15 protein-coding genes, 2 other RNA genes and 3 pseudogenes are annotated in these 17368 nt (G+C 65.1%); 9 read left to right on the top strand and 11 right to left on the bottom strand.

Annotated elements, in window-relative coordinates:
• Positions 1–40: 40 nt before the first annotated feature.
• The 6 genes and pseudogenes from WJW29_RS12550 (at position 41) to WJW29_RS12575 (ending at position 5048) form a co-directional block, all read left to right on the top strand.
• Positions 41–526: a YajQ family cyclic di-GMP-binding protein gene (locus WJW29_RS12550; protein WP_011257604.1), complete on the top strand. Its 486-nt coding sequence runs from the start codon at positions 41–43 to the stop codon at positions 524–526.
• A gap of 145 nt (positions 527–671) precedes the next feature.
• Positions 672–1130: pseudogene (locus WJW29_RS12555) on the top strand (hypothetical protein); the annotation flags it as partial.
• Positions 1126–2263 (top strand): annotated as a pseudogene (locus tag WJW29_RS12560) (response regulator). The pseudogenes WJW29_RS12555 and WJW29_RS12560, both read left to right, overlap by 5 nt.
• Entirely contained in the window at positions 2250–3101 is an 852-nt protein-coding gene (locus WJW29_RS12565) for a lysophospholipase (RefSeq protein WP_075250901.1), read from the top strand. Before WJW29_RS12560 ends, WJW29_RS12565 begins: the two are co-directional and overlap by 14 nt.
• Before the next feature lie 158 nt (positions 3102–3259).
• Positions 3260–3820, top strand: a complete 561-nt coding sequence (locus WJW29_RS12570) for a DUF1415 domain-containing protein (RefSeq protein ID WP_041181961.1) — start codon at positions 3260–3262, stop codon at positions 3818–3820.
• 421 nt (positions 3821–4241) lie between these two features.
• The gene (locus tag WJW29_RS12575) at positions 4242–5048 is read left to right on the top strand and encodes an SDR family oxidoreductase (protein WP_011407568.1); all 807 of its coding nucleotides are present in this window, start codon (positions 4242–4244) and stop codon (positions 5046–5048) included.
• Between the two features lie 135 nt (positions 5049–5183).
• Here WJW29_RS12575 and WJW29_RS12580 read toward each other — a convergent pair whose 3' ends face one another.
• Genes WJW29_RS12580 through WJW29_RS12590 form a run of 3 tightly spaced genes read right to left on the bottom strand, consistent with a single transcriptional unit; the run spans position 5184 to position 7638 of the window.
• Positions 5184–5864: an HAD family phosphatase gene (locus WJW29_RS12580; protein ID WP_011257600.1), complete on the bottom strand. Its 681-nt coding sequence runs from the start codon at positions 5862–5864 to the stop codon at positions 5184–5186.
• Positions 5861–6574, bottom strand: a complete 714-nt coding sequence (locus WJW29_RS12585; RefSeq protein ID WP_011257599.1) for a pseudouridine synthase — start codon at positions 6572–6574, stop codon at positions 5861–5863. Before WJW29_RS12585 ends, WJW29_RS12580 begins: the two co-directional genes overlap by 4 nt.
• Entirely contained in the window at positions 6571–7638 is a 1068-nt protein-coding gene (locus WJW29_RS12590; RefSeq protein ID WP_041181960.1) for a class I SAM-dependent methyltransferase, read from the bottom strand. Before WJW29_RS12590 ends, WJW29_RS12585 begins: the two co-directional genes overlap by 4 nt.
• Before the next feature lie 145 nt (positions 7639–7783).
• On the opposite strand from WJW29_RS12590, the gene WJW29_RS12595 reads away from it, so the two are divergent.
• Both WJW29_RS12595 and WJW29_RS12600 read left to right on the top strand, forming a co-directional pair.
• Positions 7784–8071, top strand: coding sequence for a hypothetical protein (locus WJW29_RS12595; protein ID WP_099051306.1), 288 nt, complete (start codon positions 7784–7786; stop codon positions 8069–8071).
• 479 nt (positions 8072–8550) lie between these two features.
• A non-coding RNA gene (locus WJW29_RS12600) (sX9 sRNA) lies at positions 8551–8627 on the top strand.
• A 4-nt stretch (positions 8628–8631) separates the two neighbouring features.
• On the opposite strand, the gene WJW29_RS12605 is transcribed toward WJW29_RS12600, so the two are convergent.
• The 6 genes from WJW29_RS12605 to WJW29_RS12630 form a co-directional block, all read right to left on the bottom strand.
• The gene (locus tag WJW29_RS12605; protein ID WP_011257596.1) at positions 8632–9969 is read right to left on the bottom strand and encodes a sorbosone dehydrogenase family protein; all 1338 of its coding nucleotides are present in this window, start codon (positions 9967–9969) and stop codon (positions 8632–8634) included.
• Between the two features lie 88 nt (positions 9970–10057).
• On the bottom strand, positions 10058–10366 hold the full coding sequence (locus WJW29_RS12610) for a DUF3247 family protein (protein ID WP_011407561.1): 309 nt from the start codon (positions 10364–10366) through the stop codon (positions 10058–10060).
• Positions 10367–10495: 129 nt separating this feature from the next.
• Positions 10496–10570, bottom strand: a non-coding RNA gene (locus WJW29_RS12615) — sX9 sRNA.
• 280 nt (positions 10571–10850) lie between these two features.
• The gene (locus WJW29_RS12620) at positions 10851–12887 is read right to left on the bottom strand and encodes a PAS domain-containing sensor histidine kinase (RefSeq protein ID WP_113084372.1); all 2037 of its coding nucleotides are present in this window, start codon (positions 12885–12887) and stop codon (positions 10851–10853) included.
• Between the two features lie 86 nt (positions 12888–12973).
• Complete coding sequence (locus WJW29_RS12625; RefSeq protein ID WP_011407559.1) at positions 12974–13282, bottom strand: hypothetical protein; 309 nt, start codon at positions 13280–13282, stop codon at positions 12974–12976.
• The gene (locus WJW29_RS12630; RefSeq protein ID WP_027703251.1) at positions 13269–13715 is read right to left on the bottom strand and encodes a hypothetical protein; all 447 of its coding nucleotides are present in this window, start codon (positions 13713–13715) and stop codon (positions 13269–13271) included. Before WJW29_RS12630 ends, WJW29_RS12625 begins: the two co-directional genes overlap by 14 nt.
• 248 nt (positions 13716–13963) lie before the next feature.
• Between WJW29_RS12630 and WJW29_RS12635 the strand changes: the two are divergent.
• Positions 13964–14535: pseudogene (locus WJW29_RS12635) on the top strand (DUF3016 domain-containing protein).
• A 402-nt stretch (positions 14536–14937) separates the two neighbouring features.
• On the opposite strand, the gene alr reads toward WJW29_RS12635, so the two are convergent.
• A complete protein-coding gene (gene alr / locus WJW29_RS12640; protein ID WP_011257590.1) occupies positions 14938–16038 on the bottom strand; it encodes an alanine racemase in 1101 nt (366 codons plus the stop codon).
• On the bottom strand, positions 16038–17327 hold the full coding sequence (locus WJW29_RS12645) for a D-amino acid dehydrogenase (RefSeq protein ID WP_011257589.1): 1290 nt from the start codon (positions 17325–17327) through the stop codon (positions 16038–16040). Before WJW29_RS12645 ends, alr begins: the two co-directional genes overlap by 1 nt.
• Positions 17328–17368: the final 41 nt, after the last annotated feature.

A 17368-nucleotide genomic window follows, 5' to 3' on the forward strand; every position in this document is an offset into this window, starting at 1 on the left:
CCCTAGAATGGCGGCTGCTTTTCAATTGCAGGAGCTTTGCATGCCTTCCTTCGACGTCGTGTCCGAAGTAAACAAGCACGAACTGACCAATGCGGTGGACCAGGCCAACCGCGAGCTGGACACGCGTTTCGACTTCAAGGGAGTCCAGGCCAAGTTCGAACTGGAAGACGGCAAGGTGATCAACCAGTCCGCTCCCAGCGATTTTCAGGTCAAGCAGATGACCGACATCCTGCGCGCGCGGTTGCTGGCACGCGGTATCGATGTGCGCTGCCTGGAGTTCGGCGATATGGAAACCAACCTGGCTGGCGCAAGGCAGAAAGTGACCGTCAAGCAAGGCATCGAGCAGAAGCAGGCCAAGCAGCTGGTGGCCAAGTTGAAGGAAGCCAAGCTCAAGGTCGAAGCGCAGATCAACGGCGACAAGCTGCGTATCACCGGCAAGAAGCGCGACGACCTGCAGGACGCGATCGCGCTGCTGAAAAAGGCCGATTTCGAGCTGCCGCTGCAGTTCGACAACTTCCGCGACTGAGTGCGCTTGGGTGATTGCAACGATCGGTGCGGCGCTGTCCATGCGTGCAGTGCAGCGGGATGCGCCGGGTTGGCGCATGCGGCCTGCGGGGCGCATGCGCGGCGGTTGCAACCGTCACGTCACCGCGCTGGCATAGCGGACGCGCGTGCGCGGCCCACTTGCCAGCCTGTCGCAACGCCTGCGCATCCACAGGCCGACGAACGCATCGGGCGATAGTGCGAGCCACCGCCTCGCCCACGCATAACCACGCATCGAAATGGGCTCGACGCTGCACACCATGGCCGGGCTTGATCCGATGGCGGCAGCCGCATTTGCCGATGCCTTTGTGGTCGAGATCGAACATGCCATCGCCAGCTGTACGCTCGGCGATGCCGGCACGCCTCAGGCGCAAGCCTTGCAACAGATCCATTCGTTGAAGAACACCATCTCGCTGACCGGCGTTCAGCAGGTGCTGAACGCCTGCGACCAATCACGCGATGCCGCCAGCCGCCACGCGCTGGGCGACACGCTTGCGCAGCGCTTCACTGCGATGGCGAAGGCGGCTGGTCTACTGGTCAAGCATTACCGCCGTACCTTGCCCTCCGACAACGCGGACCCTCATGCGTCGCACTCCCAACGGCGCAAGGCCCGGCCTGATCCTGGCCGCCAGGCAGTTGCGCAACGACAGACTGGTGCGGTTTTCGAGTCGTTCCTGGAATACCGCGCCTGCGTTGGCCGCGTGATCGTGCAGACCATCGTGACTGCGTGGTGCCTGGGCGGGCTGTACGGGCCGCAGCCAATGCTGGTCACGCACGCACACCACGTCTTTCCCACCGCGGTGGGTCTGTGGGCGCTATCGGTGGTGTGGATGCTGCTGGTGCGCCGCCGGATCGTTCCGCCCAGCGAATGGCTGGATGCGATGGGCGTTGCGATGAACGTGCTGTTCATCGGCGTCCAGACCTACCTGGCCTTCATCCTGCTGATGCCGTTGAACGCATTTTTGCCGTGCATCACCATCGCTATCGCTGCGGTGGCGCGCTATGGGCAGCGTGCGATCTTTCCGGTGTTGCTCACCACCGTCGTGCTGATGCTGTTGACGGCGCCGGCAGGCTACCGGCTGTCGCGGCCGGCGTACTTCGTCTATGCCGTGGCGCTGATCATCGTGCTGCCGTTGCTGGCGGCGCGCATCGTGCGTGCGATGCAGGAAGTGGCACTGCAGGCGCTGGCATCGCGCGATGCGCAAAACCGCTTCATCAGCACCATGCGTCACCAATTGCGCACGCCGTTGAATGCGCTGATCAACTGCGCGCAATTGATCGACACCGAGCAAATGCCGGCACAGCAACGCGAGCTGCTGCAGGCAGTGACGGTGTCGGCGTGCCCGACGATCAGAAGGCCTATATCTTCCCCCCGTTCACGCAGCTCAGTACAGGTTTCAGTCGCGTCGAAGGCGGCGTGGGCCTGGGGCTGTACATCGCACTGGCGGTGTCCGATGCGGTGCAGCGCATCCGCGAGGCGGCGCCTGACCTGATGTTTCTGGATCTGCACATGCCCGGCACGTCCGGCTGGGACGCGCTGCGCGAAGCACGCGATGCGATCTCGGCACTGCCGCCGATCATCGTGCTGACCGCCGACACGCGTACCGATTCGATGCGCGAGGCCAGCGCGGCCGGTGTCGCCGGCTCTCTGCCCAAACCGATCAACGCGCACGAGTTGCTGGCATTGCTCGCCCAGCACGCCAGCCATGCACGCCCCTGAGCTCAAACCCGGCAATGCCGCGCGCTGCCACTGGCAGCATGCGGCGGATATCCGCACGCCGCTGGCGCTGCTCTACCTGCACGGCGTCAGCACCAGCACGAGCGAAGCAGGCGCGCGACCGGAGCAGATGGCCGATGCGCTGGCCGCCAATGCCGACGTGCATCGCTGGCCCGGGCACGGACTCAGTACCCCCGATGCAATGCAGGGGCTCACTGCGGCGGTGTTGCAAACCTCGGCGCTGGAGGCGCTGGCCCAGGCGCAGCGCATGGGCCAGCGGATTGCGATTATTGGTTCGTCGATGGGCGCAACGCTGGGCTTGTGGCTGGGCTTGTGGCTGGGCTTGTGGCTGGCCGCGCAGCGCCCGGACGCGGTTGCCGCAGTGGTCGCCTGGTCGCCGGGTATCCAGCCTGCCGACCCGGCATTGCTCGACCAGGTGTGTGCCGCGCAGGCGCCGCTGACGGACCCGCGCCCGCGCACACCTGCCGCGCACGCGTTCTGGGCGGAGACCATCCATCCGGATAGATTTCGCGCCTTGCGCAGCTTATTTCAGGTGGTTGCCACCGACCCACCCTGGCCACGGGTGCGCTGCCCGGTGTTGCTGGGCGATGACCGCGCCACCGATGGTCGCGAAGATGCGAACGCCTCGGTGCAGGCAATGCTGGACATGTTTGTGGCGCTGGGCACTGCGCCTGCACACAAGCAAGCGATTGCCTTCTACAGTGGTGCGCATGCGATCGGGTCGCCGCACAAGACGCCGCTGGCAGATGCCGTTGCGCAGGCGTCCGTCGCGTTCTTGCAAGAGCAGCTTGGCGCTGCGCCGCAGACGGGCAACGCTTGAGCAACATGCAGTGCGCGACGGTCGCCGCAGACGCGGACCGCAGTGCTTGCGTCCTGGTGAACACGCGCTGCTAGCGCTTGCTGCTGCCACCCATCCCTGCCTTCGGGCTTGCTGCATGTCGATCGCATACACTGACCTGCCAACCCGCTGCCGCCACGATGACTACGACGCCTGCCACGCCCGATCCAATCGCCGCCACCCGCAAATGGAACGAACGCGCGGTGATCGGATTGAACCTGTGCCCGTTCGCCAAGGCGGTGTACGTCAAGGATCAGGTGCGGCTGGTGCTCAGCGATGCCAGCACGCCGGAAGCCTTGCTGGAACAACTGGCCGAAGAACTGGTCCTGCTGCGCGATACGCCGGCCGAACAGATCGACACCACGCTGATCGTGCACCCGGACGTGCTCACCGATTTCCTGGACTACAACGACTTCCTCGACAACGCCGATGCGGCGGTGGATGCGCTGGATCTGCAAGGCGTGTTGCAAGTGGCCAGCTTCCATCCGGATTACCAATTCGCAGGTGCCGCGCTGGACGATGTGGCCAACTTCACAAACCGCTCGCCCTTCCCCACCTTGCATCTGCTGCGCGAAGACAGCGTAGAGCGGGCGGTGGCGGCGTTCCCTGACCCGGACGTGATCGTCGAACGCAATATCCAAACGCTCGAACGCCTGGGCAGCGATGGTTGGCAACGTGTGTTGAACGGGGCCGAGCACTGAGTGTTGCGCCTGCTGCGCGTTACTGCGGGCGGCAGCGAATCCTTGCCCATCTGCGATCGGCAGGGAGTAGGCGCAAAACGCAGTGGGACGTCATCAGCTGCGTGTGGGCCACGTGCTCAGCATCGAAGTCGTTGGGTGATCCATGCCGCACCGGGCGCGCTCGCACGCGTGGCACCGAGTCATCGTGCGATGGGCTGCCATTGAACGGACGCAGAGCAGCACTGCGCGTGCAGCGACAGTGTGCGACGCCTCTTGCCTGGCATTGCGAAGACGAAGGCGCAGTCCATCAAACCCAACGTGGATGACGACATCAAGGGGCGCGCCATCATGGGCACTGAGCGCTCCCACGCGCACCGTCTTGCTGAGACGACGACAGCCCGCACGCTACAGTGCGGCCACCTTCACCGATGTGCAGCATGCCATGGCCCTGACTCCCGCAATTTCCGCATGGACCCCGTCACCACTGCAGGGCCGCGTGGTGGTGATCACCGGTGGCGCGCAAGGCATCGGCCGCGGCATTGCGCAAGCGGTGCTGGGCGCCGGCGGCAGCGTGATGATCGGCGATCTGGATGCCGACGCCGGCAGGGCCTGCCTGCAGGAATGGGCGCTGCCACGTCATAGCGCTTTCGTGCGTTGCGATGCTGCGCGCGAAGCGCAGGCCGCGCGCCTGATCACCACGGCTCTCAAGCGTTTCGGACGCATCGACGGCCTGGTCAACAATGCCGGCGTGCCGGATCCGCATAGCGCAGCACTGTCGCAACTGGACTGGGATGAGTGGAACCGCCGCCTTTCCAGCCTGCACGGCGCCTTCCTGTGCAGCAAGCATGCGCTGCCTGCATTGACACAGGCACCCGGTGGCGGTGCGATCGTCAATATCGCCTCCACCCGCGCCTGGCAATCGGCGCCGCATAGCGAAGCCTATGCCGCGGCCAAGGGCGGCTTGGTGGCGTTGACGCATGCACTGGCATTGAGCGAAGGCCCGCAGGTGCGCGTCAACAGCATCAGCCCTGGCTGGATCAGCACCGATGCGTGGCGCGCGCCGCAACGTCGGCGTGCGCCCAAGCTGTCGCGTCGCGATCATGCGCAGCATCCGGCCGGACGCGTGGGGACGCCCGAAGACATCGCACAGCTGGCGGTCTATCTGCTTGCGCCGCAGCTGTCCGGTTTCGTTACCGGGCAGGATGTCATCGTCGACGGCGGTATGTCGCGCAAGATGCAGTACGTGTGAGTGCAAACTGGATTGCCGATGCACAAGGGATGACGGGCTCTGGTTGATGACGCGCGTCGCGCGTTGCTGCAGCACCTCCGTGACAAAAGCCCGGTCGCAACGTGGTTGTACCGATACGCAGCACCACCAACCGCATCAACCCGACAAGCATGCTTCCAGCAAGCGCTGCGCATCGCCTAGCGAGGGGAGGATGCGATGGCCGAGCGCACGCACGGCGGCATCGGGTTCGAGCAGGTCCGGAATCTGGATAGGCGTCATGCCGGCCGCCAATGCCGCGCGCACGCCGATGGGCGAGTCTTCCAGCACCAGGCAGAGCGTAGGGTCCACGGCCAGCGCGCGCGCGGCCAGCAGATAGATATCCGGCGCAGGCTTTGGATGGACGACATCGCTGGCCGTGCACACCGCGTCGAAGCGCCACAGCAGATCGGCCGCTTCCAACTTGCGCAGCGCCAGCGGGCGCTGGGTAGAAGTGGCCACCGCACGCGGCATGCCCTGCGCGGCCAGATACTCCAGCAATGCGATGATGCCGGGCCGGTGGGGGATGCCACGTTCGACCGCAGCGGCATACAAGCGTTGCGCGTGCGCCAGCATGGCCTCGGCAGAGGCGTCGCCGATGCGTTCGCCCAGCAACAGCCGGCAAGCCACATCGCCGGTGCCCACCATGCGCAACCAGAACGCCGGCTCGATCTGCAAGCCCTGCTCGTCGGCGGCCTGCACCAGGCAGGCGGTGATGGCGCGCTCGCTGTCGAGCATCAAGCCATCCATGTCGAAGATCACCGCCTGCGGGCGGAATGGCAGCGCTGCAATCTGCGTCATGCGGCAGCACCGCGACCAAACAACACCTCAAGATCGCTCGCTTCCAGCGCACGCCATTGCCCGGACGGCAATCCATCCAGCGACAGGCCGCCAATGCGGCTGCGATGTAGAGCAACCACGTGATTGCCGGCGGCAGCGAACATGCGCCGTACTTGGTGGTAGCGGCCTTCGTGCAGGGTCAGCCGCGCTTCGCGTGGGCCAAGGACCTCCAATTCGGCCGGCAACAGCGGCTTGGTTTCGCCTTCCAACAGCAAGCTGCCACTGGCAAACAACGCGGCTTCGTCGCCACGCAGGTCTTCGGCCAGGGTGATGTCGTACACCTTGTCCAGGGCGGATTTGGGCGAAATGATCCGATGCAGCAGCGCGCCGTCGTCGGTCATCAACAACATGCCGCTGGTTTCGCGGTCCAGCCGGCCCACCGGCGCCAGCACCGGCGCACGCGAACGGAAGCGTGGCGGCAACAGCTCGTAGATCAGCCGGCCGGTGTCCTTGGTCGAACAGGTGTAGCCGCCGGGTTTATGCAGCAACAGGCTGAAGCCCGGTGGCGGATCGAGCGGTTCGCCATCGATGCGGATGGCGTCGTGCTCCACCTGGTCGTCGGCGTACAGCACCTCGCCCTGCGCATCGGTGACCGCGCCCTGTCGAAACAGCTGGGTCACCTGCTTACGGCTGCCATAACCGAGATTGGCGATATGTTTGACCAGCTTCATGCGCGCGCTCCACGGCCGCGGATGGCCGAGATCAGCTTGAAACCATCGCGCTCTGCAGCCACGCGCACCTGCCCGAAACTTTCGTTGAGCACCTGTTCGTAGGGCAAATGCCGGTTGGCCACCAACAACAGTTGCCCGCCCGGGCGCAGCGCCTGTGCAGCCACCGCGATGAAGCGTTGGCCGATATCCGGGCGGTCGGCACGCGAGGGTGTATGGAAAGGCGGATTGCTGACGATGAAATCGTAGTGCGCCACCAGCCCGGCGGTGACATCGCGCCAGTGGTAGTGCAGCTGCGCCGGATGCGTGATGCCCTGCAGATTGCGCCGCGCCAGCGTCAGCGCGCGCGTCTGGGCTTCGTACAGATCCAGCACAGTGACCTTGGGGCACCGCGCCAGCACTTCGGCCGATAGATAACCGAAGCCTGCGCCCAGATCGGCGCCATGACCAGCCAGCGTGGTGGGCAGATGCTCGACCAGCAGCGCCGATGCCGGGTCGATGCGATCCCAGGCGAATACACCGGGACGGCTGACAAAGCGGCCGTCCAGGATCTTGCGTGGCGCATCCAGCGCTGCCCAGCGCGCCTGCAGCGTGGCGTCGGTGTCGGCCGGCAGCGGCGCAGTCCAGTAGGTGCGGCAGTGGTGTTTGGTCAGGCTACCTGCCAGCCCGGTGAGCTGGCGCAGATCGGCTTCACCCGAGCGCGCGCCTTCGTTGTTGGACTGACAGGCCACCACGCGGCCACCGGGCGCAGTCAGCGCCACCGCACGTGCGAACAGGGCGCGCGCTTCTTCGCGCTGCCGCGGCGGCAGCACCAGCACCAGTGCATAGCGCGTGCTGTCGGCCTCGATCTCGCTTTCTTCACGCACGTTCCAGCCGTTACGCTCCAGCGCTTCGGCGAACGGGCGGAAGCTCTGCTCGCAGGTCAGCGTCTCGGCCACCGCCTGCTCGCGCAGCGGGAAACCGTCGCGTGCGCGCAGGAACAACACCGGCCCCTCCGGCCACGGCAGCACGCCTTGGGCGAAGGGCAGGAACAGGGCTTGAAGCGGGGCATCGTGCGGGCCAGCCATCGGATCATCGGGTCGGGAACAGGCCGCCATTGTAAGTGACCTGTGCCAAATGCCCCCGCGCCTTCCAATGTCTATACGGACTATTGATGCGCACGCAACATCCGCCCGCCTACGCTGGAATCCAAACCCACAGCGGAGAGACGCGATGCGAGCCTTGTTCGTAGGAGGAGTTGTCGACAACAGCGAGATGGATCTGGACGACACTCCGCCACCGATGCATTACCCCGAAAATACCTGCGCCGGTCGACCTCTCTATCGCCTGCATCAGGTCGGTGAGCGTGACGATGGCACAGTGGCCTATGCGGTCTACGGCGCACCGGAAATGGCCGACGACGACATCAGCCGTATTACCGAGGAGCGTGGCTATGCGCGCCGCTTCAGTGCGTCGCCGGAAGCGCCTCGGCAAGTCGATTCAAGTGGCGGGGCCAGCTAACCATCTTCCAATGCCACGTTCCGACGAGAGCGTCATCTAACGTTCTTCACTACAGCGTGTCGGGGCGATTGCCGGCACGCTGATCAACCAGAGACCGGGCCTGTGCCCGATTTTTTGTGTTTATCGCACAAGAGCGCGTTCGGCGGCCGAGGGGTGTTTCGCTCTTTTTTCCAAGCTGACGATGGGAAGTATCGTTGGAGCCGTTGCGTTCCGCGCGAGGCGACGCGTGGAGCAACGCCTGATTCCCTGCCCACACATTCAAAGCCAGGCCCGTCCGCTCATCCGCCTCTTCGGAGCACCTTCCCCCATACAGGGGAGGAGGAGAATGCACCGATGGCAGAAGGGATGTTCATGGCGATCGTGGCGGCTTACCTGGCGATGTAACCAGTGCACAAGCGGACTGTCGGCCCGCATGTAGAGCGGCTAACAGAACGACTGCGCTCACCGCCAGGCGGGCGCGGCCGGCGCCCGGAATCGGCATGTACCACGCGGACACTGCGGTTCTGAGCGCGCCGTCCGCGCCCACCTGACCGCTGCTGGCGACGCGTTGTTCGCCGCTCTTAACGCGCCTTCGGCGTTACCCGCCAGATCACATTGCCCACGTCGTCGGCCACCAGCAGCGCGCCGCTATGGTCGGACGCCACGCCGGCGGGGCGGCCCTGCGCATTGCCTTCGGCATCCAGGAATCCATCCAGCACCGTGATCGGCGTACCGGTTGGCTTGCCGTTGGCAAACGGGACAAACAGCACCTTGTAGCCGCTGGGCGGATCGCGATTCCATGAGCCGTGCTGGCCGATGAAGGCGCCCTGGCGGAAGCGCTCAGGCAGCACGCTGCCATTGGCGAAAGTCAGGCCAAGCGACGCGGTATGCGGGCCGAGCGCGTAATCGGGCTTGATCGCCTTGGCCACCAACTCGGCATTTTGCGGTTTAACGCGCTCGTCCACGTGCTGCCCGTAGTAGCTATACGGCCAGCCGTAGAAGCCGCCGTCGCGCACCGAGGTCAGGTAATCCGGCACCAGGTCGCTGCCGATTTCGTCGCGCTCGTTGACCACCACCCACAGTGATTTGCTCTGCGGCTCCCACGCAGTGCCCACCGGGTTGCGCAAGCCGCTGGCGAACACGCGGCTGTTGCCGGTGGCCGGGTCGATCTCCAGAATCGCCGCACGATTCAACTCGGCTTCCATGCCATTTTCGGCCACGTTGCTATTGGATCCGACGCCCACGTACAGCTTGCTCCCGTCCGGGCTGGCCAACAGCGACTTGGTCCAATGGTGGTTGATGCCGCCAGGCAGATTGGCCACGAAGGTCGGCTTGGCGGTGATGTGGGTGTCGCCAGGCTTGTACGGGAAACTCACCAGCGCATCGGCGTTGGCGACATAGAAACGGTCGCCAATGAGGGCCATGCCGAACGACGAAAAAAGGCCGCTGACGAACTGCGTGCGCACCTCTGCCACACCGTCGCCATCGGCATCGCGCAGCAACGTGATGCGATTGGCGCTGGCCACCGCCGCGCCGGCCTTTTTCATCATCGCGCCCTGCACTTTCTTGCGCAGTCCACCGCCAGTTTCGGCATCTTCGGGCTTGGGCGGCTCGGCAGTTTCGGCCACCAACACATCGCCATTGGGCAGCACATAGATCCAACGCGGGTGATCGAGATCGCGCGCAAACGCCGCAACCTGCAGATCATCGGCAGCGATGGGCTTGGCATTGGCTGCCCAGCGCTTGACCGGCGCTATCTTGACGGTGGGAATCAGACGCTTCACCGGCTCGGGCAATTGCGGATTCGGCCCCGTCCCCTGTTCGATGGCCAGCGTGGCGGTATCGCCACATGCAGCAAGAACGGCGAGCGCCATCAACGACAGCGGCCAGCGAGCGAACGTCAACACGGGTGCATTCATTGCGGCGGAATCCTGAACAGCGGCGGCAGCGGGTCATCATGCCGCCAACGGCACGATGAGAAGTAAACACATCGTCAACACGCAGCCTTTACGGCATGACGTGTGGGTCAGCGCCAAGCGGCATCGGGTGCACTGCGACGATCCGGTCCATCCAGATCCATTGCGGCTCTTGCGAGGCATCCAGCTGATCCAGGCGCAGTTGTCCGTTGACGCCTTCTTTGCGGTGTTCGTCTAGGTAGGTCTGCAGACTCGGACGCACGGCAACCGTGCCGCTGATCATGCTGCCGTCGTCGAGCTCGATCCGTACGCGTTCCTGACCATCGAGCAGAGACACCCAAGGTTCGAGCGTGGCGATCTGGACCTGTTCGGAATACACGTGCGGGGCATATTTGGGCATTGCGCCATCTCTGGGAGTAGAGCGCATCACGCTAGGCCAGCGCGCGTGAAAGAGGCAGAAAACGCGTCACTTGCCGGCGACTGCTTTTAGCGTTCGCACAGTGCCTGCGTCGGCAGGTGTTCTTAGCGCGGCTAACAAAACGTAGCGAACAACCGTCAGGTGAGCGCGGACAGCGCGCTCAGAACCGCAGTGGACGCGTGGTATGTGCCGATTCCGGGCACCGGCCGCGCCCGCTTGGCGGTGAGCGCAGTCGTTTTGTTGGCTGCTCTTGATTGCTGCAGACAAACTGGATCGGCAGTTGAGACCACAGATCAATAAAAAACCGGCCGTTGCGAAACGGTCGGCTGTTTCCATTGCCAATGCAGTGACGGCCGTAACGCCTCAGCACGCCTGATCCGGATGACCTGCTGCAAGCATCCGACGGTGTGGCCGTAGCCCACTGGCCAATACACCTCCCACGCGCGGCAATAACGTCGTACACGCGTTACTCCACAGCGTCGCGCGCAGCACGCACGGCAGCAACCAACTGCGCCACGCTATACGGCTTTGCGAGATGCTCTTGAAACCCGGACTCCAGCGCGCGATTGCGGTCGTCTTCGCGGGCCAGCGCGGTCACCGCCACGGCCGGCAGCGCGGTTGCATCCAGTCCGAGGTTTTCGCGCACAGTGCGGATCAACCCGTAGCCGTCCATGCCGGGCATGCCGATATCGGTGAGCATCAGATCGAAGCGGGCGTGGCCGCGATGATCGAGCAAGGCCAATGCGTCGGTGGCGCTGCCGGCGGTGACCACCTCGGCGCCCTGCTCTTCGAGCAAACGCCGCAGATAATCGAGCATGTCCGGTTGGTCTTCGACCGCCAGCAGGCGCAGACCGTTGAGCGCGCGCGCCTCGACAATCTGTTCGGACATCAGCCGCCGCCGCAATTCGCGACGCGGACGCTTGGCTTGATCGGGAATATGTTCGGGCAAGCGCACGGTGAAGGTCGCACCCTTGCCGCGGCCGCCGCTGGTGGCACCGACCTGGCCGCCGTGCATTTCAACCAGCTGTTGCACGATCGCCAGGCCAAGACCCAAACCGCCATGCTGGCGCGTGGTCGTGCCATCGGCTTGACGGAAACGTCCGAACAGATGCGGCAGAAATTCGGCTGCAATGCCGTCGCCGGAGTCGCAGACCGACACCACCAGATGCCCGTCGTCGCGCTCGATACTGACGTCGATACGGCCATGCGCCGGGGTGAACTTGATCGCGTTGGAAAGCAGATTCCACACCACCTGCTGCAGGCGCGTGGCATCGCCAAGCACCAGGCATGGCGTGGGCGGCACATGCAGTTCCAGTATCTGGTCCTTGCCTTCGGCGGCCAGTTCCTGGGTGTTCAAGGCTTCGCGCACCTGCTCGGCCAGGTCCAGCGATTCGACTTCCAGCTGCACCTTGCCCAACAACATGCTGCTGAGATCGAGCATGTCGGAAATCAGTCGCTTCTGCGCGCGTGCGCTGCTGGCGATGACCGACAAGCCCTTGTAGGTGGTGTGTCCTTCTTCCACCCGCTGCAGCAGCAATTCGCTCCAGCCCAGGATGGTGGTCAGCGGGGTGCGCAATTCGTGCGAGAGCGTGGCCAGGAACTCGTCCTTCAGCCGCGCCATGCTTTCGGCCTCGTTGCGCGCGCTGCGCTCGGATTCGAGCAATTGCTCGCGCGCCAGCTCGATCTCGCGCTGCTCGGTCACATCCGGGCTGCTCCCGGCCAGGCCGATGAACCGGCCATCGGCCGAATAGCGCGGCGTGGCAGTCATCTCGATCCAGCGCCACTGTCCATCATGGCGGCGTGCACGCACCAGTGCACGCAGGCCGCGTTGTTCCTGCAGCGATGCCGCCAGCTCGAATTGAAACGTCGGCAAATCGTCGGGATGCAGCAATTCGCTCCACGCCGATACCGTGCCGCTGGAAATATCCAGGCCGAAGAATTCGCCGTACGCGCTGTTGACGAAGCGCACCACGCCCTGCGCGTCCAGCACCCACACCGGCATCGGCAACCCGTCGGCCAGCGCACTGAAACGCGCCTCGCTTTCGGCCAGCTCACGCTCGACACGCTTGCGCTCGGTAATGTCCATGAACAAGACAGCCACCCGCCCCTGGTCCGGCCGCCCGACGCGGAACGCATCGACCGAATACCAGCGCTTGAGCGCCTTGGCCTGCATTTCAAAGTGGATGCGGTTGCCTGTGCGGGCAACAAGGCCGTAGCGGTCGAACCACTCCTGCTCATGCTCAGGGAGCAGGTCGCGAATGGAAATGTTCAGTGCGTTGGTGGACAGACCGGTGTAGCGCTCGAACGCGGCATTGGTGGTACGGATCAGATAATCCACCGCCTGCTCACCGTCGAACACCATGTCGATGACGCAGAAACCGGCATCGATGTTGTGGAAGATTTCGTGATACATCGCCGGGTCGAGAAACGGCTCGGCGATGGCGGCCGGCAGGGCGGCAGCCAGCGAAGGGCTGGAAGAAGGAGTGCTCAAATCGGAGATCACGGATGCTACCGGAGCGGATGACCGGCAGATGAAACCACGCCCGATGTCGTCAGCGGGTGCACGACAGGCGTCCTAAGTTCACCCATTCATTGCCAATTCCAGACGCGCCACAAGGTAGTGGCAGCGAATCCGATGCATGTTGCCAGCACCACGATCCCGGCGATCACACCGCGCAACACCCATTCCCCCTCGCGCCGCAGCTGTTCGTCCATCCAGCGCTGCGCATCCGCGCGCCAGGCGGTAGAGCGTGCTGAGTCCGAATCCAGCAGCAACAGGCGGGCCCGTGAGGCCCCCATCTCGGCGCAGTCGTCGCGGCAGCGCTGGCTGAAGCCGTCTTCGCCGCTGGCGATCTGCGCGCCCACCGGCAATTGCAGTTCGAGTTCATGCCTGGACATAACGGGGACGCTCCTGATCAAGCTCATGTTCCAGCGCCATGCGCGCCAGCTGGGTGTAGTTGGCGCGCGGACCCTGTCCACGCCCGGTCAGCATTCCCTGGTAATCCAGGTCCTGCCAGACCCGGCCGGTCCACTCGACGCAGTCTTCGGCAATGACCAGCATCAGTGAATAGCGATACTCCAGGCCGTTGGCAGCAGTGTAGGTGTAGACCGGCGGGAACTGCACGGCCACATCCACCTGCCGCGCCAGCGCAGCCAGATGCTCGCGCAGCGCAGCGCGTGGATCGGCGCCTGGCTCCAGCTGCAACGCACGGGTTGCCAGATCCAGGTCCACCTCGCTGTGCAGGGCGACGAATGCAGCTGCACCAGATGCAAGGTTATGGCCGTGCTGTTTGGCCCAGTCGATGAATTGCAGACGCACGTCCGACGGCAGGTGTGCCGGCGCCGAAGACGCTGATTTTGTGCGGAAAGAAGGAGTGTCCATGCTGACGATCTTCCGGGCTGTGCCGTGAAGGGCGGGCGCAGGCGCAGTGAACCCGCCGTCATGGCCGGCGGCGGCGGATTAACCGTGCGGCAACGTGGTTGCAAGCCCAGGCGTGCCGCGCGTTGCAGGTGCTCGGACGCACCCCCACACTGCCGGAATGCCCGGTACGTCACGTACCTTCCGCTTGGAGGCTTTCAATGAAACTTTCCAATCTTTTCGGCGCCAGCCTGCTGCTGGCTGGCTTGCGGCGACCGGTTCACAGGCCTGGGGACGCAACGTCACCGACCCCGACGCACCCCGCGCGCTGAGCAGCGATGGCAAGGTGGACGTGCGCTGGACCGACCCGGCGCAGTTCTCCGAAGTGCGCTTCAGCGGCAACCGTTGGGAGGCGCAGCGCGGCGACTGGGTGACCCAACTGGCAACTCACTTTCAACAGAGCGCAGCGCGCCAGCTGCCCGATGGCCAGCACCTGAGCGTCACCATCACCGACATCCGCCGCGCCGGCCAATACGAGCCCTGGCACGGGCCGCGCATGCAGGACGTGCGCGTGGTCAAGGACATCTACCCGCCGCGGATCAGTTTCACCTATACGCTCACCGGCGCCGATGGCCGGGTGATCGACCAGGGCGAACGCAAGTTGGTGGACTCGGCCTTCCTAATGAGCGGCCCGCGGTTCACCGACAGCGACCCACTGCGCTTCGAGAAAGCGATGATCGACGACTGGGTGCGCAAGCAGTTCCGCAGCGATCACAGGACGGCTGGGTTGTAACCGGTTGGTGCTGACAGCGCCGGAAAAGCAACCCGGCTGTGTGTGCGAACGGCGCGTGGCAACGCGCCGTTTTTGCGTGTCGGCGCGCGGGTGATACGCATCCACCGTGCCATAAGGGTTAACGGCGCGATGGAAGTGACTAGCGCACTCACGGCGTACGGCGACCGCTTCGAGCCTCTCTCCCGCGGTCGCTAAGACCCAGGGGTTATCGGTCGACCACGCCGCCTCGCGACGCCTAATCTGGCAGATCGCAAAGAGACAAGGGGTTGAGGTGAGGGTACGGGGCGAAGCTCACGGGTGCTTCCAATTGCATGTGACGTCGCCCGTCCCCTCATCCGCCCCGTCGGGGCACCTTCTCCCCCATGACGAAGGACAACGTCCCGATGGGAGAAGGAATCCACGTTACCGCGCTGCAACCTCGCCCACTGCCGCACTACCCACATACGTCCGCGGCAAGCGCTTGAGTCCACACAACAGCTGATACGCGCTGACATTGCATTGCGTGGCCAGTGGGCCAACGCGTGGTGCCTGGCCCCACAGCTGCACGGTGGCACCAATGTCGGCCTGCGGGTGGTCGGTAAGGTCCACGGTGAGCATGTCCATCGAGACGCGACCGATCAATGGGCAGACCTGGCCATCCACCAGCACCGGGGTGCCGTTCGGCGCGAACTGCGGGTAGCCGTCGGCATAGCCCATCGCCACCACGCCGACGCGGGTCGGTCGTTCGGCGACAAAACGGGCGCCGTAGCCCACCGGTTCGCCGACCGGCAGGTCGCGGACCAAAATGATGCGCGAGCGCAGCGTCATCACCGGGCGCAATTGCGCAGTGTTCTCGGTGTCCTGCGGGAACGGGTTGGCGCCGTACAACATCAGCCCCGGGCGCGACCAGTCGTTGCGCAGCGCCGGCCAGCCGAGCAGGCCGGGCGAATTGCGCAGACTGGTTTCCGCGCGCATGCCGCCGGCGGTCAGCGCAAAGGCCACCGCCTGTTCGTCTGTGCGGCTGCAGTCCAATTCGTCGGCGCGCGCCAGGTGGGTCATCAGCACCAGCGAGGCGATCTGCGGCAGCCCGCGCAGGCGCAGCCATGCGGCGCGGAAGTCTTCCGGCGACAGGCCCAGCCGATGCATGCCGCTGTCCATCTTCAACCACACCCGCAACGGTCGTGGGCTCTGGAACGCGGCCAGCGCGCGCACCTGTTGCGGCGTAGCCGCCACCGTCCACAGGTCGTGCTCGGCGATCAGGCGCAGCTCGTCGTGCTCGAAGAACCCTTCCAGCAACAGGATTGGCGCGCGGATGCCGGCCTGGCGCAGTTCCAGCGCCTCTTCGATGCAGGCCACCGCGAAGCCATCGGCCTCCGGTTCCAGCGCCTGCGCGCAAGGCACTGCGCCATGCCCGTAAGCATCGGCCTTGACCACCGCCAGCGCCTTGCTGCCACCCAGGCGCTTGGCCAGGCGGTAGTTGTGGCGCAACGCCTCCAGATCGATCGACGCTTGCGCAGGACGCACTAGGCGGCCTCCCGCTGCGGGCGCGCACTGCGTGGCGACAGGTACCGGAAAATATCCAGACCGTCGGTATCGATCTCCGGCGTGCGGCCCTGCATGAGATCGGCCAGGTAGCGTCCGGAGCCGCAGGCCATGGTCCAGCCCAGCGTGCCGTGGCCGGTGTTGAGGAACAGGTTGGCATACGGCGTGGCGCCGACCACCGGCGTGCCATCCGGGGTGGCCGGGCGCAGGCCGGTCCAGAATTCGGCCTGGGCCAGATCGCCACCGCCGGGGAACAGGTCGTTGACCACCATTTCCAGGGTGGCGCGGCGACGCGGATTCAGCGACATGTCGAAGCCGGCCACCTCGGCCATACCGCCGACGCGGATGCGGTCGTCGAAGCGGGTGAGCGCGATCTTGTAGCTTTCGTCGAGCACGGTGGAGGTCGGCGCGCGCTGCGCATCGACGATCGGGATGGTGAGCGAGTAGCCCTTGAGCGGGTACACCGGCAGATGCAGGCCGAGCGAGAGCAACAGGTCGGCCGAATAGCTACCCAGCGCCAGCACGTAGCGGTCGGCGGTTTCGATGCGGCCATCGATTTGCACGCCGGTGACCTGGCCGCCAGCGTGTTCCAGCCACTCGATCTGGTAACCGTAGCGAAAGGTGACACCTGCCTGCGCAGCCAGTTCGGCCAGGCGCTGGGTGAACAGGCGGCAGTCGCCGGTCTGGTCTTCGGGCAGGCGCAGTGCGCCGGCCATCTGCGCGCCACCGCCGGCCAGTCCGGGCTCGAATTGCGCAATCTGCGCCGGGCTCAGCAGCTCGTACGGCACGCCGTACTGGGCCAACACTTCGATGTCCTGCGCAGCCGCGTCAAGCTGCTGCTGGGTGCGGAACAACTGGGTGGTGCCGAGCTGGCGGCCTTCGAATTCGATCCCAGTCTCGGCACGCAGTGCATTGAGGCAGTCGCGACTGTAGTCGGACATGCGCACCATGCGCGCCTTGTTCACCGCATACCGCTCGGCGGTGCAGTTGCGCAGCATCTGGCTCAGCCACGCCAGCTGGCGTAGGTCGCGGGTGGGGCGGATCGACAGCGGCGCATGCTGTTCGAACAGCCACTTCACCGCCTTGCCGGGCACGCCGGGCGCGGCCCAGGGAGAGGTGTAGCCGAACGACAGCTGGCCGGCGTTGGCGTAGCTGGTCTCCAGCGCAGCGGCCGGCTGGCGGTCAACCACGGTCACTTCGCAACCGGCCTGCGCCAGGTACCACGCACTGGTCACGCCAATGACGCCGCTGCCGAGAATGAGCACACGCATGTCGTTCTCCTCAAAAGGGCATTCCCCCACAACCACGCGCC

The sequence above is a fragment of the Xanthomonas sp. JL1 genome, assembly GCF_038405005.1.

Bases quoted from the DNA above. Each gene is read 5' to 3' on its own strand.
- WJW29_RS12550 (WP_011257604.1), top strand. From the start codon at position 41: ATGCCTTCCTTCGACGTCGTGTCCGAAGTAAACAAGCACGAACTGACC.
- WJW29_RS12565 (WP_075250901.1), top strand. From the start codon at position 2,250: ATGCACGCCCCTGAGCTCAAACCCGGCAATGCCGCGCGCTGCCACTGG.
- WJW29_RS12570 (WP_041181961.1), top strand. From the start codon at position 3,260: ATGACTACGACGCCTGCCACGCCCGATCCAATCGCCGCCACCCGCAAA.
- WJW29_RS12575 (WP_011407568.1), top strand. From the start codon at position 4,242: ATGGCCCTGACTCCCGCAATTTCCGCATGGACCCCGTCACCACTGCAG.
- WJW29_RS12580 (WP_011257600.1), bottom strand. From the start codon at position 5,864: ATGACGCAGATTGCAGCGCTGCCATTCCGCCCGCAGGCGGTGATCTTC.
- WJW29_RS12585 (WP_011257599.1), bottom strand. From the start codon at position 6,574: ATGAAGCTGGTCAAACATATCGCCAATCTCGGTTATGGCAGCCGTAAG.
- WJW29_RS12590 (WP_041181960.1), bottom strand. From the start codon at position 7,638: ATGGCTGGCCCGCACGATGCCCCGCTTCAAGCCCTGTTCCTGCCCTTC.
- WJW29_RS12595 (WP_099051306.1), top strand. From the start codon at position 7,784: ATGCGAGCCTTGTTCGTAGGAGGAGTTGTCGACAACAGCGAGATGGAT.
- WJW29_RS12605 (WP_011257596.1), bottom strand. From the start codon at position 9,969: ATGAATGCACCCGTGTTGACGTTCGCTCGCTGGCCGCTGTCGTTGATG.
- WJW29_RS12610 (WP_011407561.1), bottom strand. From the start codon at position 10,366: ATGCCCAAATATGCCCCGCACGTGTATTCCGAACAGGTCCAGATCGCC.
- WJW29_RS12625 (WP_011407559.1), bottom strand. From the start codon at position 13,282: ATGTCCAGGCATGAACTCGAACTGCAATTGCCGGTGGGCGCGCAGATC.
- WJW29_RS12645 (WP_011257589.1), bottom strand. From the start codon at position 17,327: ATGCGTGTGCTCATTCTCGGCAGCGGCGTCATTGGCGTGACCAGTGCG.